Genomic DNA, 23,631 nt, shown 5'->3' with positions numbered 1-23,631 from the left:
CACGCTTTTTATATTCTTATTAACAGGAAAAATCTGATTATCAACTAAATGACATAAAACACAGACTGTATTGCAAGTAGTTTTTATACCAACTTTGCTTATACTATTTATTCAAAGGAAAATAATCGTTTTTTGATATAAGTGGATTCATATAGAATGACAAATCAGCTTATCTTTATACTATATATTGTTTGTCATTCACAAACAGAGACAGGTATTAATTATCGCATACCCTAATAGAAGTCAACAAAACACTCCATCAAATCTTATATTTTAAAATACGAAAGAAGTGATTTCTTTTAACTGGACAATGAATAATCAAAATGATTGGTAAAAGATTATCCCATAATTTTTACAAGTAGTTCTTTGAGGATATCTCCTTGGGGAAGATTAGATGCTCCGACTCCTTTACTTTTTACATCTGCATCTCTGATATAAGCAATAATGGCACTTACTTTTTTCATTGGGTAATTCTGAGCTGCTTCTGAATAATCTTTTACAAAGTAAGGATTGATTTTTAGTGCACCAGCTACATTACGTTGAGATTTATCTGCCAATCCATGGTATTGCAATACCTGAGAGAAAAAACCATAAAGTAAAGAAATGGTAACTACCAGAGGGTTATCCTTTGGGTTTTGTGCAAAATAATTGATAATCAAATGAGCTTTCACCACATTTCTGGTTCCTATAGCTTTACGGAGTTCAAAATTATTAAACTCTTTACTTATACCGATATTCTTTTCTATTTGGTCTGCAGTAATCTGAGAGCCAGCTGGGATTATTAATTTTAATTTATCTAATTCATTATTAATTTTGCCAAGGTCAGTACCCAAAAATTCTACTAGCATTTGTGCTGCTTTGGGCTCTATACTATATTTAGCACCCGCCAAAACCCTACGTATCCAATCTGCTACCTGATTCTCATAGAGCTTTTTTCCTTCAAAAATAACCCCATTCTTTGCTACTATTTTATACAGTTTTTTTCTCTTATCAATCTTCTTATACTTATAGCACATCACAAGAACAGTAGACATCTGTGGGTTCTCTGCATAAGGAGCCAGTTTTTCTATTGTACGGGATAATTCTTGCGCTTCCTTTACAATAACAACCTGTCGTTCTGCCATCATAGGAAAACGCTTTGCATTGGCTACAATATCATCTATAGTTACATCACGACCATATAGTACCATTTGATTGAATCCTTTTTCTTCTTCAGCAAGTACATTTTTATCTATATATTCAGAAATCCTATCAATATAATAAGGTTCTTCACCCATCAGGAAATATATAGGTTTAATATTTCCATTTTTTATATCACTTACGATTTGCTTTACTTCATCCATTCAGAAAAAATCATCAAATTTGTGTTATGCAAAAGCTTAACTTTCCCGAGTATCGGTTCAGGTTCAAAAATAGCGAAAATAAAGTTTCTATTTTTGACAGGATTCGCAAAAAATTTATCATTCTTACTCCAGAAGAATGGGTACGACAACATACGGTACATTTTCTTATTGATGAAAAAAAATATCCTGAGTCTCTTATCAATGTAGAAAAACTAATAAAGTTTAACGATCTTAATAAGCGGTATGATATCATCATATTTAATCCAGACGGAAGTATCTTTCTTATTGTAGAATGCAAATCTACTCGTATAAAAATTACTCAAGAAGTATTTGATCAGATTGCTCGTTATAATCTTGCTTTGAATGCAGAGTATTTGATGATTACCAATGGTATAGATCACTATTACTGCCAAATGAATTATACTGAAAAAAAATATACTTTTCTAAAAGACATACCAAATCACAAATAATTTTTATTTTTTTTAATCAGGTTAAACACCTAGATTATAACAGGATATATCGTTTATTATTTTTTGAACAATATACTTTTTTATCTGAATTAGGAGTTATATTAATTATTCCCTTTATTTTGCAGTCGTGAATATCGCAATAGTTATATTAAACTGGAACGGAAGATCCTTACTAGAACAGTTTTTGCCATCGGTTATAAAAAACTCTCAGGAAGCTGTTATCTATCTTGCAGATAATGCTTCTACAGATGATTCTGTAGCCTATGTAAAAACTCATTTTCCAGAAATAAGGATTGTTCAGAATAAAGTAAATGGAGGTTATGCTAAAGGGTACAATGATGCATTGGCAAAGATTGATGCCGATATTTATTGTCTTCTTAATAGTGATGTAGAAGTATCAAAAGATTGGCTTGTACCGATTCTTAAAACCTTTCAGGCATTTAATGAAGTAGCCGCTATACAACCAAAGATACTAGACTATAAAAAGAAAACTCATTTTGAATATGCAGGAGCTGCTGGAGGGTATATAGATAGATTAGGGTATCCCTATTGTAGAGGAAGGATATTTGATACACTAGAAAAAGACAACGGGCAATATGACGATAGCACCCCTATATTTTGGGCTAGTGGAGCGTGTTTATTTATAAGGAAACAAGTATTTGAGAGTGTAGGGAAATTGGATGAAGATTTTTTTGCGCACCAAGAAGAAATTGATCTTTGCTGGAGAATACAGAGCAATGGGTACAAGATATTGTATGAAGGTACATCTGTTGTATATCATTTGGGTGGAGCTACACTAGATTCTATGAATCCTAAAAAAACATTTCTTAATTTTAGAAATAGCCTTTATCTGCTTGTCAAGAATGTACCAGGAAAAAAAGTGTGGTTTTTAGTACTTATTAGAATGCTATTAGATGGTCTAGCAGCATTCAGATTTTTACTACAAGGTAAATTTTCTCATTTTTTTGCTATTTTCAAAGCTCATATGAGTTTCTATAAGAACCTCAGCACTTTATGTAAAAAACGAAAAAAACTTTCAAAAACGGGGAAATATTATACTTATTTTTCCGTTGTATGGCAATATTTCATATTAAAACGTAAACATTTCAATCAATTATAAGGGGATATAATAAATTATTGTTAATGACCTAGTATTACGTCACATTTTTAATAATTTTGAGTTATATAACCAGAATAAGACTAAAACAAATTTTCTAATGAAAAAAGCGATGATTATTGGGGCCTCTCTAGCAATATTACTTTCTTCTTGCGTTTCGCAGAAGAAGTTTTCTGACCTAGAAGCCCAACAAAAAAAGACGCAGGATTTATTGAATTCAGCTACCGTAAAATTAAATAGCTGTCTTGAAGAAAAAGCCAGCTCAACCTCACAACTAAAAGTTCTTCAAGATCAAGTATCTAACCTAAAGAATCAAAACTCTGCTTTATTAAACAATGTTGGTAATCTAGCAACACTATCAACAAAAGAAGCTGAAAATCTAGAAAAATCTTTAGAGAGTATCAAAGAAAAAGATTTACAGATTAAGACAATGCAAGATGCTATTACCAAAAAAGATTCTGTAACCTTAGCTCTTGTAACTAGCCTTAAAGGAGCACTTGGTAACCTTGCAGACGAAGACATACAAGTAAATGTAGAAAAAGGAGTAGTGTATGTTTCTATTTCAGACAAACTATTATTCAAGAGTGGTAGCTATAATGTTTCTGCCAGAGCTCGTGAAGTACTTGGTAAGGTTGCAAAAGTAGTAAATGACAAACCAGATATCGAATTTCTTGTAGAAGGTCATACCGATAATGTGCCAATCAAAAACAAAGTTCTTTTAGACAACTGGGATTTAAGTGTAAAACGTGCTACTTCTGTGGTAAGAGTATTACAAAAAGATTTTAAAGTAGATCCTAAGCGTATGACAGCAGCAGGAAGAAGTTATTACATTCCTATATCTGATAATTCTTCTGCAGCAAATCGTGCAAAAAACAGACGTACAAGAATTGTAGTTTTACCAAAACTTGATCAGTTTTATAATATGATTGAAGATGGTATGAAAAAAGCAACTCAAGGAGGTAATTAAAATCTAGGAGTTATTTTTTAATTATTTAAAATATAAAAAAGGTTATCAAATAAATGATAACCTTTTTTTATACGAAACAAAAAAATAATATTAACCAAATAATATTTTAAGACTAATCAACAGATTAGTAACTAACAATACTGCAATAAAAATTACGATACTATTCTCTAAAGAATTATTTTTTACCTTCGCAACCTTTACATATGTATTTTTATTTTTTAAAAAATTCTTTTTCATAGCAATATTGTTTTTATTTGAGGTTAAAACTTTTCATAAATATATGGTGTTTAAAAGAATTACAATTCAAATATATAAAAAAACAATCATTTTTTATCGTTAAAAAACAAAAAATATCGATGAAATACACAATATTAACTTTTAGATAGCATGAATACTATAAAAATAGGTGGTGTTCCTGAGCATTTCAATTTACCTTGGCATCTAAGTATTGAAGATGGAAGCTATCTTAAAAACGATATACAATTAGAGTGGATAGAGTATCCTGGAGGAACAGGTGCAATGTGTGAAGCTCTTAGAAATAAAGATATCGATATTGCAGTAGTTCTTACAGAAGGAATTACCAAAGATATTATAGCAGGTAATCCTTGCAAAATTGTTCAAACATATATTCAAACACCTCTCATATGGGGGATTCATGTAGGGGCAAATTCTAATTATTCTTCTATTTTTGAATTACAAAATAAAAAAGCGGCAATTAGTAGATATGGCTCTGGCTCACACTTGATGGCACATGTAAATGCACAAAATCATGATTGGGATACCTCTTTATTACAATTTGAAGTAATAAGAAACTTAGACGGTGCAGTAGATGCATTAACCAATGGAAATGCTGATTATTTTATGTGGGAGCATTTTACAACAAAACCATTGGTAGACAATGGAATTTTTAGAAGAGTAGCAGACTGCCCTACTCCATGGCCATGTTTTGTTATCGCAGTTAGAGAAGAAGTTCTTTCTGCAAATACAGAAACGGTAAGAACAATTCTTGATATAATAAACACCACCACTTCTGATTTTAAGCACATACCTAGCATTGATAAAACATTAGCCTATAGGTATGATCAACAACTCAAAGATATTCGTGAATGGCTAGCACTTACAGAATGGAGCCAATCACCAATAGAGAAAGAAACATTGATCAAGGTTCAGGATTATTTGTTTAACCTAGATATAATTGATAAAAAAACAGATCCAAAAAATTTAATTTTTGATCTATAATATACTGTTTATTAAAAAAATAAGTTTTCTTTAACCAAAAAATAGTTAAAATAAAATGCTATTTATTAACGAATTATAAACTATATATATATCCAAATATCGTATACTTAAAATAAAACATCTGATATTACAAAGTAATCAATTCTTAAAATATATAAGATTAGAGCATTTATACAATTAAAAAAAATTGTACATTTGCCCAGCCTACCCCAATTATATTAACTAATTATTAACGCATGAAGCAACCTTTTACATATAAGTGCATCTAATAATTACTAGTTAACTAACAAATCTATCAATTATGGTAACTTTTTTAATAATACTTGCAGGTCTCGTTGTCTTTAATTTTATCTTACTTAAGTTAAGTACACACTCTGTTGACTCTGATAAAAAGAAATCAAAGGCAAAAAAAGCTCAGATCAATACTATAACAGACCAATCATCTAATAAGTCGAAATCTTCAGAAGTTCCTAACGCAGCATAAGAAATATTTACCAATTAATGCTGGTTTTATTCGTTTCCTGTAGATATGAATTGGTTTTACTGAAATGTTTATTTCCAAACCAATACCCTCTATTAGCACTCAAAGGTGAAGGGTGTCCGCTTGTAAGGACGTAATGTTTTGATCTATCAATTTTAGATCCTTTTTTCTTTGCATATCCCCCCCATAGCAAAAAGACTACATTCTCTTTTTTATCCGAAACTGCTTGTATTACAGCATCTGTAAATTGCTCCCATCCTTTATTTTGATGAGATCCTGCCTCATGCGCCTTTACAGTAAGTGTAGCATTTAGTAATAACACTCCTTGCTTTGCCCAGCGTTCTAAATTTCCGTTTTCAGGAAAAGGTAATTGAAGATCTGTTTCTATTTCTTTAAAAATATTGATTAATGAAGGAGGCATAGCAATCCCATCACTAACAGAAAAGCATAAACCATTTGCTTGTCCTACTCCATGATATGGATCTTGACCAATTATTACTACTTTGACATCATCAAAACTACAATGATCAAAAGCTGCAAAAACATCACTTCCTTTCGGATAACAAGTATTGTTTTTATATTCCGATTTCACAAAATCAACCAATGTAGTGAAATAAGGCTTATCAAACTCCTTACTAAGTCTCTGATTCCAAGTTGTTTCAATATTTACATTCATATCAGTGTCAAAAAATTATAGCAATTGTGTACTTTTGCCTTGTTCTAAAAAACGACCGAATATAACCCAAAAATAGGGTAAAAAAAAGTATGATTCGTATTTCTAAAAAAACACTCGACGATCTTGAGTTTGATAGTATCTTAAGTCATATTGCAGAATACTGCAATACTGATTTTGGTAAATCAAAAGCATTACAAATTGTTCCTTTCAATACCAAAGAACAACTTCATATTTCATTACAAGAAGTATTTGAATATAAATCTTCCTTTCTTAATGATACTCGTATTCCTAATCATGGATTTGATAGCATTACCAAAGAAATTCAATTGCTTAATATTGAGAACACATTTTTAGAAACTTCAAACTTAAAAAGATTAGCTTCTATTACTAGAACGACTAATGAATTACTTCTTTTTTTTAGAAAAAATGCAGAACTCTATCCTGTTCTATATCAAACATCATCTGCAATACCATTTACCAAAGAAGTTACCCTTCTTATAGAAAACATAGTAGATAAGTTTGGTGAAATAAAAGATGATGCATCACCAATATTATATAGACTAAGAAAAGATATCAATATCATACAAGGTAAACTAAATGGAAGTTTTGGTAAAGACCTTACTAGATACAACAGTCTTGGCTATCTAGATGAAATCAAAGAAAGTGTCGTAGATAATCGTAGAGTTTTGGCCGTAAAAGCAATGTACCGCCGTAAGGTAAAGGGAGCGATTATGGGAAATTCTAAAACGGGAAGTATTGTATATATTGAACCAGAAGCAACCTTGCAGTATAGTCGTGAGCTTAGCAACCTTCAGTATGAGGAACGTGAAGAAATTGTAAAAATACTCAAGGAATTAACCAATAAGCTAAGGCCATTTTCTGAACTATTAATACAATATCAAGACTATCTAAGCGATACCGATGTAGTATCTGCAAAGTCAAAATATGCAGGCCAGCTGAATGCTGTTCTACCAAAAATTACAGAAAACAAAGAATTAACGCTGCAAAAAGCATATCACCCACTACTCTATCTTACTAATAAGTCAAAGGGAGAAAAAACTTTTCCGCAAACAATAACATTAGACCAAAACAATCAGATAATAGTAATCTCGGGCCCTAATGCTGGAGGTAAAAGTATTACCTTAAAAACGATTGGTTTATTACAAGTTATGTTGCAAAGTGGTATGTTGATTCCAGTACATGAATATAGTAGAATGTGCCTTTTTGATGTAATTCTTACAGATATAGGAGACAACCAATCTATAGAAAACCATTTGAGTACCTATAGCTATCGCTTAAAGAATATGAATTACTTTCTACGCAAGTGTAATGATAAAACTTTATTCCTGATAGATGAGTTTGGTACAGGTAGTGATCCTGAGCTTGGTGGAGCTTTGGCAGAAGCTTTCCTTGAAGTTTTTTACGAGCGAGGGTCGTTTGGTATTATTACTACTCATTATGCCAATCTAAAAATGCTTGCCAGTGAGTTACCAAACATGACTAACGCCAACATGTTGTTTAACTCAAAAACACTAGAACCCTTATTCAAATTACATCTTGGTGAAGCAGGAAGTTCATTTACCTTTGAAGTAGCTCAAAAAAATGGGATTCCTTATAGCTTAATCAATAAAGCAAAGAAAAAAGTAGAGCGTGGCAAAATTCGGTTTGATAAAAGTATTGCAAATCTACAAAAAGAAAGATCTAAGCTTCAGAAAACAACTGCTGACCTCAAATCTAAAGAACTAAAAGCAGGAGAAGAAAAAGAACGTTTAGAAAAAACAAACACGCGTATACAACGTAAATTAGAAAGCTATCAAGAATTGTATGATAGTAATCAACGAATGATTTACTTGGGACAGAAAGTAGATGATCTCAGCGAAAAATACTTTAATAACAAAAGAAAAAAAGAACTCATAAATGAATTTATAAAAATTGTTGAAGTAGAAAATTCTAAGCGTAAAAAGCAAAGTGCGAAACAGCGAACTGCAGAAAAGGCAAAAGAAAAAAAGGTAATCAAAGAGGTACAAGAAAAAGTTCAGGTAATACGCAAAAAGAAAAAAGAAGAAAAAAAGAAAGAAGAAAAAATTGAGGCTGCAAAACCAAAAATTACACTAAAAATTGGAGATCGTGTACGAATGATTGACGGTAAATCTATAGGTACAATAGATACTCTAGAAAAGGGTAAAGCAGTTGTGAATTATGGAATTTTCACCACCAATGTTTCTATTGATCAATTGGAGTTTGTAGAAAGAAAAGCAAAATAAAATAGTACAATTCTCAGTATTGCCTTTCCTGTTAAAGTATCCTTAAACCCCAATCCTGAGAATTTTATCTTTATATATTTGGAGAAATTCAACTAAAAATTGCTCCTATAATTATGCGAAAATTACTTTTTATAGCCACTATTGCTATTGTATTTCCATTCCTTTTACAAGGACAACATCCCAACAAACCAAATAGTGCAGAAATTCATCAAGCTATAAAAAAACTTAACTTTTTAGGCTCTGTATTATATGTAGCCGCACACCCTGATGATGAAAACACACGGCTTATATCGTACATGGCCAATCAAGTCAAAGCCAGAACAGCATACTTATCATTAACCAGAGGAGACGGTGGACAAAACTTAATAGGTCCAGAAATCAGAGAGCTATTAGGTGTTATCAGAACTCAGGAATTACTAGCCGCTCGTAGAACAGATGGTGGGGAGCAATTGTTTACACGAGCCAATGATTTTGGATACTCTAAACATCCTGATGAAACATTAGCTATCTGGGATAAAAAAGAAGTGTTGAGTGATGTAGTATGGGCTATAAGAAAATTCAGACCCGATGTGATCATCAATAGGTTTAATCATAGAACCCCTGGCACAACACATGGTCATCACACCTCATCTGCAATGCTAAGTGTAGAAGCTTTTGACCTAGCTGGTGATCAAACTATTTATCCAGATCAACTTAATCTTACAGAAACATGGCAACCAAAAAGACTATTTTTTAATACTTCTTGGTGGTTTTATGGTAGTAGAGAAAAATTTGAAAAAGCAGATAAAACAAATCTATTAGCTTTTGATACAGGTATATATTACCCTTCTTTAGGGCTTTCTAATACAGAAATAGCCTCATTAAGCCGTAGCCAACACAAATCACAAGGATTTGGTAGTACAGGAAGTCGTGGTCAACAAAATGAATATATAGAATTAATTAAAGGAGAATTACCAAAAGATAAAACAAACATTTTTGAAGGAATTGATACTTCATGGAATCGAGTAAAAGGAGGAAAAGCAATTGGTGACATTCTATATCAAGTAGAAAAAGATTTTGATTTTAAAAACCCTTCTGCTGTAATCCCTCAATTAGTAAAAGCATATCAGCTTATTCAAGAATTAGAAGATACGCACTGGAAAACAGTAAAATCTCAAGAAATTAAAGAAATTATTGCTGCTACTTCTGGTCTATACATAGAAGCCGTTGCCACAGATGCAAATGCTACAAAAGGAAGTCCCGTAACTGTTAAAGTAGAAGCTATTAATAGAAGTCCTAGTAATATCACGCTACAGTCTATTAAAGTGGAAACATTAGGAATAGATAATACACCTAAAAAAGTATTGAATGATAATATTAGAAATAATTTTGAATTTAAAACAACAATCCCTACCAATTTTGATATAACAAATCCATACTGGCTAAACACCAAAGGTACATTAGGAATGTATACCGTAGAAGATCAAAAGTTAATAGGGAAACCAACTACAGAACATACAATTAAAGCACTATTTACTATCTTGATTGAGGGAGTTTCTATTCCCTTCTCAAAAGAAGTTGTTTATAAAACCAACGATCCTGTAAAAGGAGAAGTATATAAACCATTTGAGATCATTCCTGCTGTTTCTGCTGGGATTAAAGACAAAGTAATTATTTATGCTAACGGAACATCAAAACAGATTCCTGTTACTATAAAAGCAGGAAAAGCAAATCTAAGCGGTAAAATAACATTATCTCACCCTGATGGTTGGCAAATAGCACCAGCAAATATTGCAATAAATCTTACTCAAAAAGGAGAAGAAAAAACAGTAGTATTTACGCTCACCTCTCCAGAAACTCAAAGCGAAGGTTATATTTCTCCCGTAGTAGAAATTAACGGTACAAAGCATTCAAAAGAAGTTATTACTATTGATTATGATCATATTCCTTTTCAAACTGTAATAATGCCCTCTCAAACCAAAGTTGTTCGTCTGGATATCAAAAAGAAAGGACAAAACATTGGATATATTGAAGGTGCAGGAGATGTAGTCCCAGAAAGTTTACAGCAAATAGGCTACAAAGTGACTCGTATTGATCCTGAATCTATTTCTACTCAAAGTCTACAACCTTTTGATGCCATTGTAGTAGGAATCAGAGCATACAATACAATAGAAGAATTAAAATTTAAACAACAATATTTATTAGAATACGTAAAGAATGGAGGAAACCTTATCATTCAATACAATACCAATCGTAGGTTGAAGGTTACAGATAATTTAGGTCCCTACCCTCTTGAATTATCCAGAGATCGTGTTACAGATGAAAATGCTAAAATTACTTTTCTAGAACCAGAACATCCAATTCTGAATTCACCTAATAAAATTACAGATACAGATTTTAATGGGTGGGTACAAGAAAGAGGTTTATACTTCCCTAATAAATGGTCAAAAGAATACACTCCAATTTTTGCAACCCATGACAAAGGAGAATCTAAGAAAAAAGGAGCTTTATTAGTTGCTCAATATGGCAAAGGATATTATGTCTACACAGGGCTTAGTTTTTTTAGGGAATTTCCTGCAGGAGTTTCTGGAGCATATAGATTATTTGCCAATATGCTTTCTTTAGGAAAATAAGCTCCCTGAATATACCAAATAAGATCAACCTAATTTTTTAAACATGGAAGAAAAACAAGAAAAACTAAAGTGGAAAAAATTATATAGTGCTGTATTAATTGCTAATGCCATTTATATACTAGCTTTTTATCTAATCACTAGTTTGTATTCATAGTTTTAATCTATACATAAAAAAACAACCACTCATAAACAAAATTAATCACTCTACTTATGCAAACCATAGATTGGATCGTACTACTAGGCACCTTATTATTTATAGTACTATATGGTGCTTGGAAAACCAAAGGCAGTAAAAATGTAAAAGATTATATAAAAGGAGGCAATGATGCACATTGGTGGACCATAGGACTATCTGTAATGGCTACTCAAGCAAGTGCAATTACTTTTTTGTCTGCTCCTGGTCAAGCTTTTCATGATGGAATGGGCTTTGTACAATTCTATTTTGGTGTCCCTATTGCTATGGTAGTTATTTGTATGGTTTTTATACCTATTTATCATAGATTAAATGTATATACCGCATATGAATATCTCGAAACACGATTTGATCTCAAAACAAGAACCTTGACTGCTATACTATTTTTGATACAAAGAGGGTTAGCCGCTGGAATTACGATTTTTGCTCCTGCCATCATCTTATCATCTGTATTAGGTTGGGATCTTACTACCCTTAACATCATCATAGGAATATTAGTAATAATATATACCGTATCAGGAGGAACCAAAGCTGTAAATATTACTCAAAAACAACAAATGGGTATTATTTTTATTGGTATGTTGATTGCTTTTTTTATCATCATTAGCTATCTCCCTGATGGTATTACTTTTTCTAAAGCATTGGATATTGCAGGTGCTAATGGCAAAATGAAAGTACTTAATTTTTCTTTTGATCTAGATAATCGATATACGTTCTGGAGCGGAATTATAGGAGGAACCTTTCTTGCTCTTTCTTATTTTGGAACAGATCAAAGCCAAGTACAACGGTATTTGACAGGAAAATCTATCAAAGAAAGTCAGCTTGGACTATTATTTAATGGGTTGCTCAAAGTTCCTATGCAATTTTTTATTCTTCTGGTAGGAATCATGGTATTCGTTTTTTATCAATTCAATAGCTCACCTCTTAATTTTAATCCAAAAGGAAAAGAAGCTGTTATCAATTCAGAATATGCAGAAGAATATACTGCACTAGAAAACAAGCTTGCCGAGATTCATCACTCAAAAGATACAGCTATCAAAGATTATTTAGCAAAACAAGGAGCCACTCAAAAAAAAGAAATTCAACGATTAAATACTGAGGAAAAAGAAATTCGTAATACTGCCAAAGCAATAATTAAAAAAGCAGATATAGCTGTTGAGACCAATGATAAAGATTATGTATTTATTCATTTTATCCTCAATAATCTCCCAAAAGGGCTTATTGGTTTACTTCTTGCTGTAATTTTATCTGCCGCTATGTCTTCTACAGCCTCAGAATTAAACGCGCTTGCTTCTACAACTGCTATTGACTTATATAAACGTAATGTAAGAGAAGAAAAAAATGACCAACACTACGTAACCGCTTCCAAATTCTTTACTTTGGGGTGGGGTATTCTGGCAATTATTGTAGCATGTTTTGCCAGCTTGTTTGACAATCTTATCCAATTAGTAAATATTATTGGTTCTATTTTCTACGGAAATGTTTTAGGGATATTCTTATTAGCCTTTTTTATAAAATTTGTACATAGCAACGCTACTTTTATTGCAGCCATTATTACTCAAATTGCAATTATATTAATCTGGTATTTTGCTATATTTAGATTAGAACAACTAGGGTTAAAACCATATGTTGGTTTTTTATGGCTTAATCTTATCGGTTGTGTTCTTGTTATGGCAATTGCGATTTGTGTACAATTTTTCATAGGACCAAAAACAAAAATAACAACTTCATGAATCACAAAAATAGTGTAAAATGGGGCATTATAGGTTGTGGTAATATAGCATACAAATTTGCAAAAGATTTAGCATCTGTATCCAATGCTATGCTCTATGCCGTTGCTAGCAGAAGTATAAAAAAAGCTGAGGATTTTAGAAAAAAGCACCATGCAACCAAAACATATGGTAGTTACGAGGCTATAAGTAAAGATCCAAATATAGATATCATATATATTGCCACACCTCATGTTTTTCATTACCAAAACACACTACTGTGTCTTACTAATAAAAAAGCTGTTTTGTGTGAGAAACCCTTTGCTATGGATGCCTCGCAAGTAAAAGAAATGATTACAATAGCAAAAAAAAATAATGTATTCCTAATGGAAGCGTTATGGACCTACTTTTTACCTCATTATCAATATGTACTGGATATCATTTCATCTAATCAACTTGGGAAAATAAAAGCTCTGAAAGCAGATTTTGGATACAATAGCGCTTTTGACCCTAAGAGCAGAGTCTATAATAAAGAATTAGGAGGAGGTAGCCTGCTTGACATAGGAATTTATCCTTTATTTGCAGCGTTAACTATACTTGGATATCCTGAAAAAATAAATGCAACAGCTACCATAGGAAGAACAGGAGTTGATGAAGATTGCACAGTACAACTTCTGTATAAAAATGGTGCTACAGCTTCTCTCTATAGTACTATTACTGAGAAAACAGATACAGAAGCAGTTATTGAACTAGAAAAAGGAACCATAATACTCAATAGCCAATTTCATAAACCTTCTTCAGTCACCATAGAAAAAGATGGTGAATCTAAAATAGTCAACTTTCCTGTACATACAAATGGATATAATTATGAAGCTATTCATGCACAAGAAATGTTATTACAAAATCGTACAGAAAGTACTATTATGAGTTTTGAAAAAAGTATACAGTTAATTAGTTTATTGGATGCCGTAAGAAAACAAATTGGGCTCTCCTACTAGGTTTCAGATAGCTATAAAGTTAATTAAATTAGTTTTTGTACATTTGAAACCATTAGGGAATACAATTAAAAATCCACTGGTTTTATACAAACTCACACATTTCATAGACAAATGAATAAGTAAGTATTGATTTTATCTAAAAAATCAACGGAGACCTAGTACAAACAAACTAAACTTTAATAAACTATGAAAAAAACAATCTTAGCTGTAACTATTTTAACTCTTATCTTATGTGGCTCTTGTAGCAGTGATGATAGTGATAGAGTATCACCTCAATTTACATTTTTTGAATTTGATAAAGATGTATTACTCCCTGCACTCAATGAACGGGAAATTTCTTTTTACGCGCTGGATTTTGATGAAAATATAGGAAACTGGGAACTCACTCTTTCTGATGGGCAAAAAGACATCCCTGTTACATTAAGCAAAGTTGAAACTACGACATTTGGTTGGGTAACTACAGAGAGTAGATTACAAAAAATTTATTTCAAAGCTCCAGCTTTTGGAGGTGGTGATTATACATTAACCATTAAAAACACAACTACCAATCAAACGTATAGCGATGTTTTTTTAGTACGAAGTACTACATTTAACAAAGTGCTTCCTGGTGCAGTTGATGTTCTTTATACAGGTTCTAATACCTCATATACTATTGCGGGTTCTAGAGAAGCAGAAGATTATTTGTTTTTTCAAAATTCAACTAATACCATTTCAGAAGGAATTACTACCAATGGAATCCAAAAGGTACTTCTAGAAAAGAAAGATAATTCTGAATCATTCAGTTTAGAATATAATTTAGACAGTAATGACAATTTAAGTTTTACTATCCCACCCTCAATACAAGTAGGTAACTATTTCTTATCAGTACATTACACCAATGGTCTTAGTACTTATTTTATAAAAGATATTGTAGTGATGGATCAACAGACTCCTGTGATTGCTTCTGCAAATAAAGAAACCTTTTCTTCTGAAGAAACGCTGATAATCAAAGGGCAAAATTTTAGATATAAAATAAATCATGACCTACTTACTACCAAAGGGATAAGCAACCCTCAATCTCCTACTTATTTAGTATTCAAAGATGCAAATCGAGAACATACTGTTAGTTTTGGAAGATATAGTGGTGATGAGTTTTTTGACAATATTAATACCGATGGTACAGAACTATCCTATAAAATACCTGTAAAATCTGAAGCGTATATATTTACAGACAGAGAAGCTACTTATTTTGAAGGAGAAATGTACATACAAACTGCATATCACAAAAGTGAAGCTGTACCAGTAAGAATTGATTATCAATAAACAGATTTAGTACAAAAAATAAAAAAGGAGAAAAGGATATGATATCCTTTTCTCCTTTTTTATACCAATTTATCTTCAATCAAAAAGTTATTCATATCTATATTTTAAATTATAGAAAGATCAAAATATAGTATCTATAACATTCTCTTTTCTAAAAAACATTTTGTCTTGGTAATTTCTGTACCTAAAAGCACTTATCTCGTACCAAACCCTTTATAACACAATAGTTTTCAGTATTTACAAATCTATTTTTGTCACGTAACAATTAAACAAAAATAGATGGATAATCATTCGACTCCTTTATCAAAAAAAATAATATTCTTATCAATATTAATAGTATCACTACTATTTTCAAACGGAAGATTTACCATGTTTTTCGCTACATGGATTTCAACCACTATGCTACTTCATTTGGTTCGTAGGTTCTCTGCTTTACGAGGTTTTCTTCTAGCATGGTTATTATTAACCATAGCATTTTTGTTTCAATATTATAAACTAGTTCCATTACCAGCTCCATTTTATATTATTACAATGACTCTATATGGATTGGTTCTGGCCCTACCCTATCTTATTGATTTGTTATTTTCAAAAAAGAGGGATACTTTTTTACAAACATTAATCTTTCCAGTATCTTGGGTGCTTATAGAGTATGTTTATCATAGAGTTAACCCATACGGTACTTGGGGGCATATTGCCTATTCTCAAGAATCACAACTCTATTTATTACAATCTATATCTGTCTTTGGATTAGGGTATATCACTTTTATAATAGGTTGGTTTGCCTCTATATGTAACTGGCTATTTGTACAAAAATTCAATTGGAAAAAAGTAAAGCTAGGAGTTACTACTTACAGTATAATTTTTGGTATAACAATGATATATGGAGCATACCGCTTACTTATCCAAAAACCCAATTCTGAAACGATCAGAGTTGCATCAATCTCTGCTATTGATGAAAAAAGAATTTATGACAATGATTTATATGGTCTACATCTAGATGGTGGTACTGAAAGGTTTAAAAATCAAGCTTCTGAATTAAATACTGATCTATTTGCAAGAAGTATCCGAGAAGCTAAGGCTGGAGCAAAAATAATCTTCTGGGCAGAAGGAAACAGTTTAATTTTAAAAGAAGATGAAAAAGAATTGTATAAATCGGCAAGTTTAATAGCTCAAGATTATAAAATACATTTAGGTATAGGAGTTGGAGTTATAGACCCAAACCACGACAAACCTTTGGAAAACAAATTTGTGCTATTTAATCCAGATGGCAAAAAAGTTATAAACTATTGGAAAGCTATTCCTGTTCCTGGTTTTGAAGCCAATATCAGTAATGTTAAGGACTCAAAAATTCAAAAAACAGAAACATATCATGGAACTATTGCTGCTGCGATCTGTTTTGACATGGATTTTCCTCAATATCTTAAACAAGCCAAAGGCTCTGATATTTTATTAGCACCTAGTAACGATTGGAAAGCAATTGACCCAATACACACACATATGGCCAGATACAGGGCCATAGAACAAGGGTTTAATTTAATTCGACAAACAAGTAAAGGACTCTCTGCTGGAGTTGATTATACTGGAAAAATAATTAGTGAAATGGATCATTTTACAGATAATGAGAAAGTTCTTATTACTCAATTACCTACAAAAGGGATTACAACCATATACTCTTATATTGGAGATATTTTTATCATTTTTTGTATCTGTTTATTTATTTTGGTATCAATAAAATTGAAGAAAATAAACTATTAAACAACAAATTTATTGAACTACAATCTAGATTGGAAAAACTAGAATCTAAAACAAAATCTTAATAAGAAACTAGTAAAATAAAATTGAAGAAATAAAAATCATTTCAATAACAAATCCTATTTATCACCTTCAAAAAAGATTAAAATACAAAAAAGCGTTCTGAAAATTCAGAACGCTTTTTATGATTTGTGTGTGAAAAAGAGTGTTTATTTAGCTCCCCACTCAGCAAGGGAATCTTTATTCAATTTTACATAGTCGGCATTTCCAGCCTTCTGTGCTAACTCTAACGAAGTTTTAGCAGCTTTTATTGCCCCAGCTTTATCTCCAGACTTAGAATAAATCAAAGATTGTTGTCTAAAGTACCAAAAAGCAGGTTCTTTACGCAATGAAATTGCTTTATCAATATGTTCTTTTGCCTTAGCAAATTCTCCTTCATCTTTATAAAAAGTAGCGGCAAGATAATGATCTCTATCAGATGGTCCAGCCATGGTTTTTTCTATACTTGCAATAGTTTGTGCTTTGGCAGGAGTTTCTATAGTAACCGCTGCTTCTGTATTTGCCCACAGAAAATTCATAACGGCAGCATCTGTTTTAAAATCACTAAACATGATTGTAAACGTCTCTACATTCATAGGAATCGTAGTTGCTTTTACTGTTACTTTTGCTGCAACTTTGGTTTCATCCCACTTTTGTGGAGTCCCCCAATTGTTTGCATCTGTATAAAAAATTACATCCCAATTAGACTTTCCTGGTTTTGTAAAAATAGCGTACGTCCCTTTTTTTAGTTCCTTACCGCCTACTTTTACATCATCACCAAAAGTTATCTGCGTGTTTTTATTAGCTCCTGTTCTCCATAATTTATCATAAGGTACCAAATCACCAAAGATAGTCCTACCTTTCATACTAGGACGTGAATATTCAACGGTAACATCTGTTAAACCAATCACCTGCTCTGTTTTGGCTGATGGACTTGGTTGTGCGGTTTTCACTTGGGCTTTCATCTGTAATGATAATAAGGCTACAGAAAGAAATAAGACTATCTTTTTCATTGTGTTCAGTTTTATTTGTTTTTAGATTAACTGTAACGAAAATAAGGAATACACTTACATAAAAAGTTAACAAAAGCTTAAAATAAGGAACTGTATATTTGCTTCATACATACATTCAAAATAATGAGAAAATATATTTCAGAAGGTATAGGCACATTTAGTATGATATTTTGTGGTACTGGAGCTATGACAATAAATGAGGTAACTGGTGGCGATGTTACCCATGTTGGTATAGCAATTACATGGGGATTAATTGTAATGGCAATGATCTATGCATTTGGGGAAATATCTGGAGCACATTTCAATCCAGCAGTTACAATCGCCTTTGCATATGCCAAAAAATTTGATTGGGCTGAAGTGCCTAAATATATAATTGCTCAAAGTATTGGAGCCATTTGTGCCAGTAGTGTTCTATTATTCTTGTTTCCAAACAGTGAATTTCTTGGAGGTACTATACCAACCATAGACGCACTTAGAGCATTTGTTTTAGAAGCATTACTCACCTATTTTCTTATGCTTGTAATCATAAATGTTTCTACAGGATCAAAAGAGATAGGTACTATGGCAGGAATCGCTATTGGTGGTGTTGTATTATTAGAAGCTATGTTTGCTGGACCTATAACCAATGCTTCTATGAACCCTGCAAGATCACTGGGTCCTGCGCTATTATCTGGTCATTGGGAACACCAATGGCTATATTTTACAGCCCCAATCTTAGGCGCCATTCTAGCAGTTCTTACCTGTAAATTGGTAAAACCCAATAATTGTTGTACCAATTGTTAATATTATAGAATTTCTACTTAATTTATTCACGTATATTTAATTCTTTTTAACATATCTTTACTGTTAAATAAACCATATTCCCCAATGGAACGTTTCTCATATGAATTTTGTCAGATAGAATTGCATGATCAATATGCTATCCTCACAATAGACGAAAATGTAAATTTCACATTATCAAAAGCTTCTATTATAAGAGATAGACTTCGTAAATTTTATAAATCACGAGATTTTATAATGATAAGTTATCGCAAGTTTGATCATAAAGTCTCCCCAGATATTTATACAAAAGGATTATTACCTAATATGAAAGGGCTTGCAATTGTTTCTCATAATAATAAAGAGCGAGACAATGCTATTATCGAACAACCTTTATACGGTAAGCCTTTTGTTTTTTATAATTCACTTGAAGAAGCAAAATCTTGGGCAGAAAGCTTTTTCTAGATTAATATTTATCATTGTTTAACAAATACTATTTTTTATTAAACAAAAAAGAATGTACTTTTATACTGTAATACTACAATATATGAAATAAGTGTGATCTATGATTTTCAAATCTAAATTTGATAAATCAGAGTTCTACTATTTTATCAAGTTATCAAACGTAGACAGATGAAAATATATACATTAAAAGCCAAACAAAATCTTCCGATCTCTATTGAAAAAGCTTGGGATTTTCTTATAAACCCAAAAAACTTAAAAGTTATTACTCCTGATTATATGGGTTTTGAAATTCTATCTGGAGATGAACGTACTATGTATTCTGGTCAAATTATACAATACATTGTTACCCCAATTGCTGGTATCAAAAATAAATGGGTTACAGAAATAACACATATTAAAGATAAAGAGTACTTTGTAGATGAACAACGTTTTGGCCCATATGCTTTATGGCATCACACTCATTTTATAAAAGAAATTCCTAATGGTATAGAAATGGAAGATGTTATTCATTATAAAATACCTTTTGGTATTATTGGCCAATGCATTCACCCATTGATTATACGACCAAAACTTAAAGAAATTTTTGAGTATCGTAAGAAAAAACTGATTGAGCTATTCGGTTCAATTGATACAGAAACGACACATCAAATTACCTTTGCATAAAAATTACTTATGAGAAAAAATATTTTACTAATTGGAGGAAGTCATGGTATTGGTTTTGAGATTGCTCTAAAATTATATGATGAACACAATATTTATATTGCATCAAGAACTTCTGAAAACCTTGGTAACCTAGAAGTAACACACATTCCCTATGATGCTTCAAAAGACGAGATTGATATTACTGTTCTTCCTGAAAGAATTGATGGATTTGTATATTGCCCAGGTAGTATTAATTTAAAACCATTTAAAGCACTCTCTCCTTCTATTTTTGAACAGGATATGCAAATTAATTTTATGTTTTTGATAAAAATAATACACACTTTACTCCCAAAACTAAAAAACTCAGAACAAGCTAGTTTAGTCTTTTTCAGTACTGTCGCTGTAAAGGTAGGAATGCCATTTCACACTAGTATTGCAGCAGCAAAAGGTGCTATAGAAGGTTTTGCTAAAGCCTTGGCTGCAGAATATGCTCCTAAATTCAGAGTGAATGTTATTGCACCTTCTCTTACAGATACTACGTTGGCAAAAAAACTACTAGCAAATGAAAAAAAGAAAGAAATCATGAGTAATAAACACCCTATGAAACGTGTTGGCCAAGCAGAAGACATAGCAAATATTGCTCAATTTTTATTAAGTGATAATAGTAGTTGGATAACAGGTCAAGTTATCGGCGTTGATGGAGGAATGTCTACTCTAAGCATCAACTAAAATGGGTAAAAAAGTAACTATTTTTTGGTTCAGAAGAGATCTTCGTATCGATGATAATACAGGATTACTACAAGCGTTAAAATCAGGTCATCCAGTTTTACCCATATTTATTTTTGACAAACATATTCTAGACAATTTACCAAAAGATGACCCTAGAATCACTTTTATTTTTGAAACCCTACAAAAAATACGATCGAAACTTTTAGAAAAATATAATAGTTCACTTGCTATAGTATATGGTACGCCTCAAAAAGTATTTGAAACTCTTATATCTCAATATCAAATCCATAAAGTATTCACAAATCATGATTATGAACCATATGCCAGAGAACGTGATTCTCAAATAAAAAATCTATTACAAAAAAAAGAAATTCAATTTCAAACCTATAAGGACCAAGTAATCTTTGAAAAAAAAGAAATCACAAAAAATGATGGTACTCCTTATATAGTATACACTCCGTATAAAAATAAATGGAAAGAGTTGTTTCTCTCTTCTACTATAGAAATTCATTCTACAACACCTTTTCTTTCTAACTTAATTAAAAATATAGAACTCCCTAATATCACCCTCCAAGAAATGGGATTTCAGGTATCAACCATAAAGACTCTGGATTATAAAACTTCACCAGACCTTATTCAAAATTATGAAGCAACTAGAAACTACCCTTCAAAAGAAAACGGAACATCTAGACTAGGGCCACATCTTCGTTTTGGAACTGTAGGGATTAGAACAATCGTTAAAAAAGCCATTATTGCAGAAAACCAGACTTTCTTATCAGAACTTATCTGGAGAGAGTTTTTTATGCAAATTTTATGGCATTATCCTTATACCAAAGATTCGTGTTTCAAGCCTAAGTATGATAGAATAGAATGGAGAAACAACGAAAAAGAATTTGACAAATGGATGTCTGGACAAACTGGTTATCCCTTGGTAGATGCAGGAATGCGACAATTAAATCAAACAGGATATATGCACAATCGTGTACGAATGGTAGTTGCTAGCTTTTTATGCAAACACTTATTAATTGATTGGCGATGGGGTGAAGCTTATTTTGCAGAAAAGCTATTAGATTATGATATGTCTGCAAATATAGGTAACTGGCAATGGGCAGCAGGATCAGGTGTAGACGCTGCTCCATATTTCAGGATTTTTAATCCAACCACACAAATCACTAAATTCGACAAACAACATGCATATATTGATACATGGATAAAAGATCGTAATGAATTTTCTTACCCTCACCCAATTGTAGATCACAAAATAGCGCGAGAACGATGCTTAGCGACCTATAAAAAAGCACTTAATTAATATATTTATTGTAATATTTCTTGATAGTTACTATTTAAAGTATTTCGTAATTTACGTACTTTTATAAATCATTGTATTAATCTATAAATTAAATCTTATGAACACACAAGAAGTAGCCAATCGTCTCGTAGAACTATGTCGTCAAGGAGAAAACATGCAAGTCCTTAGTGAATTATATGATAAAAATATTGTAAGTAAAGAAATGCCAGGAAGCCCAAATGAGCATGTCTCTGGTATTGATGCTGTAACAAAAAAGAGTGAAGATTGGTTTGCTACTGTAGAAGAATTTCATGGTAGTGAAATATCTGAACCCGTAGTGGCAGAAAACCATTTTAGTTGTACCATGAAAATGGATTGTACTTTCAAAGGGCAAGGCCGTATGCAAATAGAAGAAGTTTGTGTATATGAAGTAAATAATGGAAAAATTACACAAGAACAGTTTTTCTATTCTTTACCTAACTAATTTATTTACTAAACATTAGTGATCTAGGCTTTCTCTAGAATCTGAAGTGAATTGTACTTTTTTTAATTTCGGTAAAAAATAGTGGTTTTTTATATTGAATTAAAAAAAGTATAATCGCTGTTCTACTATAAAACAATAAATTAAGACTCAAAAAATTAAAATATCATTGCAAAAATTTCATTATTTGTTGCAGTGCTGGATTTCTATTATCTTTTTTCCAGATAAAAGACAATGTTGCCTTCTGTGGTATTTTAGGTATTTCTAGAAATTTTACATCCAAATCAAACCCTTGTTGTAATGATGTAGGTACAATTGCTACCCCTAGTCCACTCTCTACTAACTTAAAAATAGTTTGTGCATGTACCGATTTATGAGAAACTTTGGGTGTAAACCCTTTATCCTCACAAATACTCATAATAATATCAAAATACAAAGAGCTATAATCTGATGAAAACAAAATAAAATGTTCTCCAGATACTTGTTTAACACTTGTAAATGTTTTTTCTGTAAGATGATGGTTTGACGGTAAAACCAATGAAAATGTATCTGTATGTATCGTTTTCATCTGTATATCTTTTGGTACTCTTGCCAGCCGTACAAACCCGATATCCAATTGATCCTTTTCTATAGCCTCAACCTGTAAATAGTTTGACATCTCTTCTAGGCTAAATTGTATAGTAGGGTATTCTTCATTTACTTTGACCAATAACTCTGGGATTACTGCCTGCATAGCAGACCCCAAAAAACCAATTCTAATCTCGCCATCACTACCTTTATCAATCAAGCGAGTTTGTTTTACAGTAAAATCAATATGATTAAAAATATAGTCTAGTTCTTTCTTTAAGTAATTCCCTGCGGCAGTCAAGCTTACTTTTCTCTTATTTCTAATAAAAAGAGTAACCCCCATTATTTCTTCCATTTGCTTAATCTGTCTACTCAAGCCTGGCTGAGAAATAAACAACCGATCTGCCGCTTTTCTAAAATGCAATTCTTCTGCCACTGCCATAAAATATGTAAAATGACGCAATTCTATTTGATAACCCATAGTTATTAATTAATGATCAAATTAGTATTTCTAATTATCAAAAA

General features: G+C 31.7%; 20 protein-coding genes. 16 read left to right on the top strand and 4 right to left on the bottom strand.

The window, feature by feature from the left end:
- Positions 1-338 precede the first annotated feature (338 nt).
- On the bottom strand, positions 339-1,343 hold the full coding sequence (holA, locus tag DG508_RS05455; protein WP_108867163.1) for a DNA polymerase III subunit delta: 1,005 nt from the start codon (positions 1,341-1,343) through the stop codon (positions 339-341).
- A gap of 26 nt (positions 1,344-1,369) precedes the next feature.
- On the opposite strand from holA, the gene DG508_RS05450 reads away from it, so the two are divergent.
- From DG508_RS05450 to DG508_RS05435, 4 genes are all read left to right on the top strand, one after another.
- A complete protein-coding gene (locus tag DG508_RS05450; protein WP_108867162.1) occupies positions 1,370-1,813 on the top strand; it encodes a type I restriction enzyme HsdR N-terminal domain-containing protein in 444 nt (147 codons plus the stop codon).
- 127 nt (positions 1,814-1,940) lie between these two features.
- Complete coding sequence (locus tag DG508_RS05445) at positions 1,941-2,933, top strand: glycosyltransferase family 2 protein (RefSeq protein WP_108867161.1); 993 nt, start codon at positions 1,941-1,943, stop codon at positions 2,931-2,933.
- Between the two features lie 97 nt (positions 2,934-3,030).
- On the top strand, positions 3,031-3,897 hold the full coding sequence (locus DG508_RS05440; RefSeq protein WP_108867160.1) for an OmpA/MotB family protein: 867 nt from the start codon (positions 3,031-3,033) through the stop codon (positions 3,895-3,897).
- A gap of 387 nt (positions 3,898-4,284) precedes the next feature.
- Complete coding sequence (locus tag DG508_RS05435) at positions 4,285-5,136, top strand: substrate-binding domain-containing protein (RefSeq protein ID WP_108867159.1); 852 nt, start codon at positions 4,285-4,287, stop codon at positions 5,134-5,136.
- Positions 5,137-5,627: 491 nt separating this feature from the next.
- Here DG508_RS05435 and DG508_RS05425 read toward each other — a convergent pair whose 3' ends face one another.
- On the bottom strand, positions 5,628-6,293 hold the full coding sequence (locus tag DG508_RS05425) for a uracil-DNA glycosylase (protein WP_108867157.1): 666 nt from the start codon (positions 6,291-6,293) through the stop codon (positions 5,628-5,630).
- 89 nt (positions 6,294-6,382) lie between these two features.
- Here DG508_RS05425 and DG508_RS05420 point away from each other — a divergent pair, with 89 nt between their 5' ends.
- The 6 genes from DG508_RS05420 (at position 6,383) to DG508_RS05395 (ending at position 17,126) form a co-directional block, all read left to right on the top strand.
- A complete protein-coding gene (locus DG508_RS05420; RefSeq protein ID WP_108867156.1) occupies positions 6,383-8,557 on the top strand; it encodes an endonuclease MutS2 in 2,175 nt (724 codons plus the stop codon).
- Positions 8,558-8,670: 113 nt separating this feature from the next.
- Entirely contained in the window at positions 8,671-11,169 is a 2,499-nt protein-coding gene (locus tag DG508_RS05415; protein ID WP_108867155.1) for a PIG-L family deacetylase, read from the top strand.
- Between the two features lie 210 nt (positions 11,170-11,379).
- On the top strand, positions 11,380-13,095 hold the full coding sequence (locus DG508_RS05410; RefSeq protein ID WP_108867154.1) for a sodium:solute symporter family protein: 1,716 nt from the start codon (positions 11,380-11,382) through the stop codon (positions 13,093-13,095).
- Positions 13,092-14,069, top strand: a complete 978-nt coding sequence (locus DG508_RS05405) for a Gfo/Idh/MocA family protein (protein WP_108867153.1) — start codon at positions 13,092-13,094, stop codon at positions 14,067-14,069. The genes DG508_RS05410 and DG508_RS05405 overlap by 4 nt, the downstream gene beginning before the upstream one ends.
- Before the next feature lie 186 nt (positions 14,070-14,255).
- Positions 14,256-15,371, top strand: a complete 1,116-nt coding sequence (locus DG508_RS05400) for a hypothetical protein (RefSeq protein ID WP_108867152.1) — start codon at positions 14,256-14,258, stop codon at positions 15,369-15,371.
- 279 nt (positions 15,372-15,650) lie between these two features.
- Positions 15,651-17,126, top strand: coding sequence for a nitrilase-related carbon-nitrogen hydrolase (locus DG508_RS05395; protein ID WP_108867151.1), 1,476 nt, complete (start codon positions 15,651-15,653; stop codon positions 17,124-17,126).
- Positions 17,127-17,332: 206 nt separating this feature from the next.
- Here the strand turns inward: DG508_RS05395 and DG508_RS05390 are convergent, their stop codons facing one another.
- Complete coding sequence (locus DG508_RS05390) at positions 17,333-18,175, bottom strand: DUF2911 domain-containing protein (protein WP_108867150.1); 843 nt, start codon at positions 18,173-18,175, stop codon at positions 17,333-17,335.
- Positions 18,176-18,265: 90 nt separating this feature from the next.
- Between DG508_RS05390 and DG508_RS05385 the strand changes: the two genes are divergently transcribed.
- From DG508_RS05385 to DG508_RS05360, 6 genes are all read left to right on the top strand, one after another.
- A complete protein-coding gene (locus tag DG508_RS05385) occupies positions 18,266-18,958 on the top strand; it encodes an MIP/aquaporin family protein (protein ID WP_328515268.1) in 693 nt (230 codons plus the stop codon).
- A gap of 84 nt (positions 18,959-19,042) precedes the next feature.
- Positions 19,043-19,399 carry a hypothetical protein gene (locus tag DG508_RS05380; protein ID WP_103865614.1) on the top strand — a complete coding sequence of 119 codons (357 nt, stop codon included), beginning with the start codon at positions 19,043-19,045 and terminating at the stop codon, positions 19,397-19,399.
- A 168-nt stretch (positions 19,400-19,567) separates the two neighbouring features.
- Positions 19,568-20,062 carry an SRPBCC family protein gene (locus tag DG508_RS05375; protein ID WP_108867148.1) on the top strand — a complete coding sequence of 165 codons (495 nt, stop codon included), beginning with the start codon at positions 19,568-19,570 and terminating at the stop codon, positions 20,060-20,062.
- 9 nt (positions 20,063-20,071) lie between these two features.
- Positions 20,072-20,770, top strand: a complete 699-nt coding sequence (locus DG508_RS05370; RefSeq protein WP_108867147.1) for an SDR family NAD(P)-dependent oxidoreductase — start codon at positions 20,072-20,074, stop codon at positions 20,768-20,770.
- 1 nt (position 20,771) lies between these two features.
- The gene (locus DG508_RS05365) at positions 20,772-22,079 is read left to right on the top strand and encodes a cryptochrome/photolyase family protein (RefSeq protein ID WP_103865611.1); all 1,308 of its coding nucleotides are present in this window, start codon (positions 20,772-20,774) and stop codon (positions 22,077-22,079) included.
- Between the two features lie 97 nt (positions 22,080-22,176).
- Positions 22,177-22,542: a nuclear transport factor 2 family protein gene (locus DG508_RS05360; protein WP_108867146.1), complete on the top strand. Its 366-nt coding sequence runs from the start codon at positions 22,177-22,179 to the stop codon at positions 22,540-22,542.
- Positions 22,543-22,705: 163 nt separating this feature from the next.
- Here the strand turns inward: DG508_RS05360 and DG508_RS05355 are convergent, their stop codons facing one another.
- Entirely contained in the window at positions 22,706-23,587 is an 882-nt protein-coding gene (locus tag DG508_RS05355; RefSeq protein ID WP_108867145.1) for a LysR family transcriptional regulator, read from the bottom strand.
- Positions 23,588-23,631: the final 44 nt, after the last annotated feature.

Source organism: Aquimarina aquimarini, assembly GCF_900299535.1.
Classification (GTDB): Bacteria; Bacteroidota; Bacteroidia; order Flavobacteriales; family Flavobacteriaceae; genus Aquimarina; species Aquimarina aquimarini.
Note: the sequence above shows the minus strand (reverse complement) of the source record. Positions and strands in the feature narration are given on the sequence as shown.

Excerpts from the sequence above, each read along its gene's own strand:
- holA (WP_108867163.1), bottom strand. The coding sequence starts at position 1,343 with ATGGATGAAGTAAAGCAAATCGTAAGTGATATAAAAAATGGAAATATT.
- DG508_RS05450 (WP_108867162.1), top strand. The coding sequence starts at position 1,370 with ATGCAAAAGCTTAACTTTCCCGAGTATCGGTTCAGGTTCAAAAATAGC.
- DG508_RS05440 (WP_108867160.1), top strand. The coding sequence starts at position 3,031 with ATGAAAAAAGCGATGATTATTGGGGCCTCTCTAGCAATATTACTTTCT.
- DG508_RS05435 (WP_108867159.1), top strand. The coding sequence starts at position 4,285 with ATGAATACTATAAAAATAGGTGGTGTTCCTGAGCATTTCAATTTACCT.
- DG508_RS05425 (WP_108867157.1), bottom strand. The coding sequence starts at position 6,293 with ATGAATGTAAATATTGAAACAACTTGGAATCAGAGACTTAGTAAGGAG.
- DG508_RS05420 (WP_108867156.1), top strand. The coding sequence starts at position 6,383 with ATGATTCGTATTTCTAAAAAAACACTCGACGATCTTGAGTTTGATAGT.
- DG508_RS05415 (WP_108867155.1), top strand. The coding sequence starts at position 8,671 with ATGCGAAAATTACTTTTTATAGCCACTATTGCTATTGTATTTCCATTC.
- DG508_RS05410 (WP_108867154.1), top strand. The coding sequence starts at position 11,380 with ATGCAAACCATAGATTGGATCGTACTACTAGGCACCTTATTATTTATA.
- DG508_RS05405 (WP_108867153.1), top strand. The coding sequence starts at position 13,092 with ATGAATCACAAAAATAGTGTAAAATGGGGCATTATAGGTTGTGGTAAT.
- DG508_RS05400 (WP_108867152.1), top strand. The coding sequence starts at position 14,256 with ATGAAAAAAACAATCTTAGCTGTAACTATTTTAACTCTTATCTTATGT.
- DG508_RS05395 (WP_108867151.1), top strand. The coding sequence starts at position 15,651 with ATGGATAATCATTCGACTCCTTTATCAAAAAAAATAATATTCTTATCA.
- DG508_RS05390 (WP_108867150.1), bottom strand. The coding sequence starts at position 18,175 with ATGAAAAAGATAGTCTTATTTCTTTCTGTAGCCTTATTATCATTACAG.
- DG508_RS05380 (WP_103865614.1), top strand. The coding sequence starts at position 19,043 with ATGGAACGTTTCTCATATGAATTTTGTCAGATAGAATTGCATGATCAA.
- DG508_RS05375 (WP_108867148.1), top strand. The coding sequence starts at position 19,568 with ATGAAAATATATACATTAAAAGCCAAACAAAATCTTCCGATCTCTATT.
- DG508_RS05370 (WP_108867147.1), top strand. The coding sequence starts at position 20,072 with ATGAGAAAAAATATTTTACTAATTGGAGGAAGTCATGGTATTGGTTTT.
- DG508_RS05365 (WP_103865611.1), top strand. The coding sequence starts at position 20,772 with ATGGGTAAAAAAGTAACTATTTTTTGGTTCAGAAGAGATCTTCGTATC.
- DG508_RS05360 (WP_108867146.1), top strand. The coding sequence starts at position 22,177 with ATGAACACACAAGAAGTAGCCAATCGTCTCGTAGAACTATGTCGTCAA.
- DG508_RS05355 (WP_108867145.1), bottom strand. The coding sequence starts at position 23,587 with ATGGGTTATCAAATAGAATTGCGTCATTTTACATATTTTATGGCAGTG.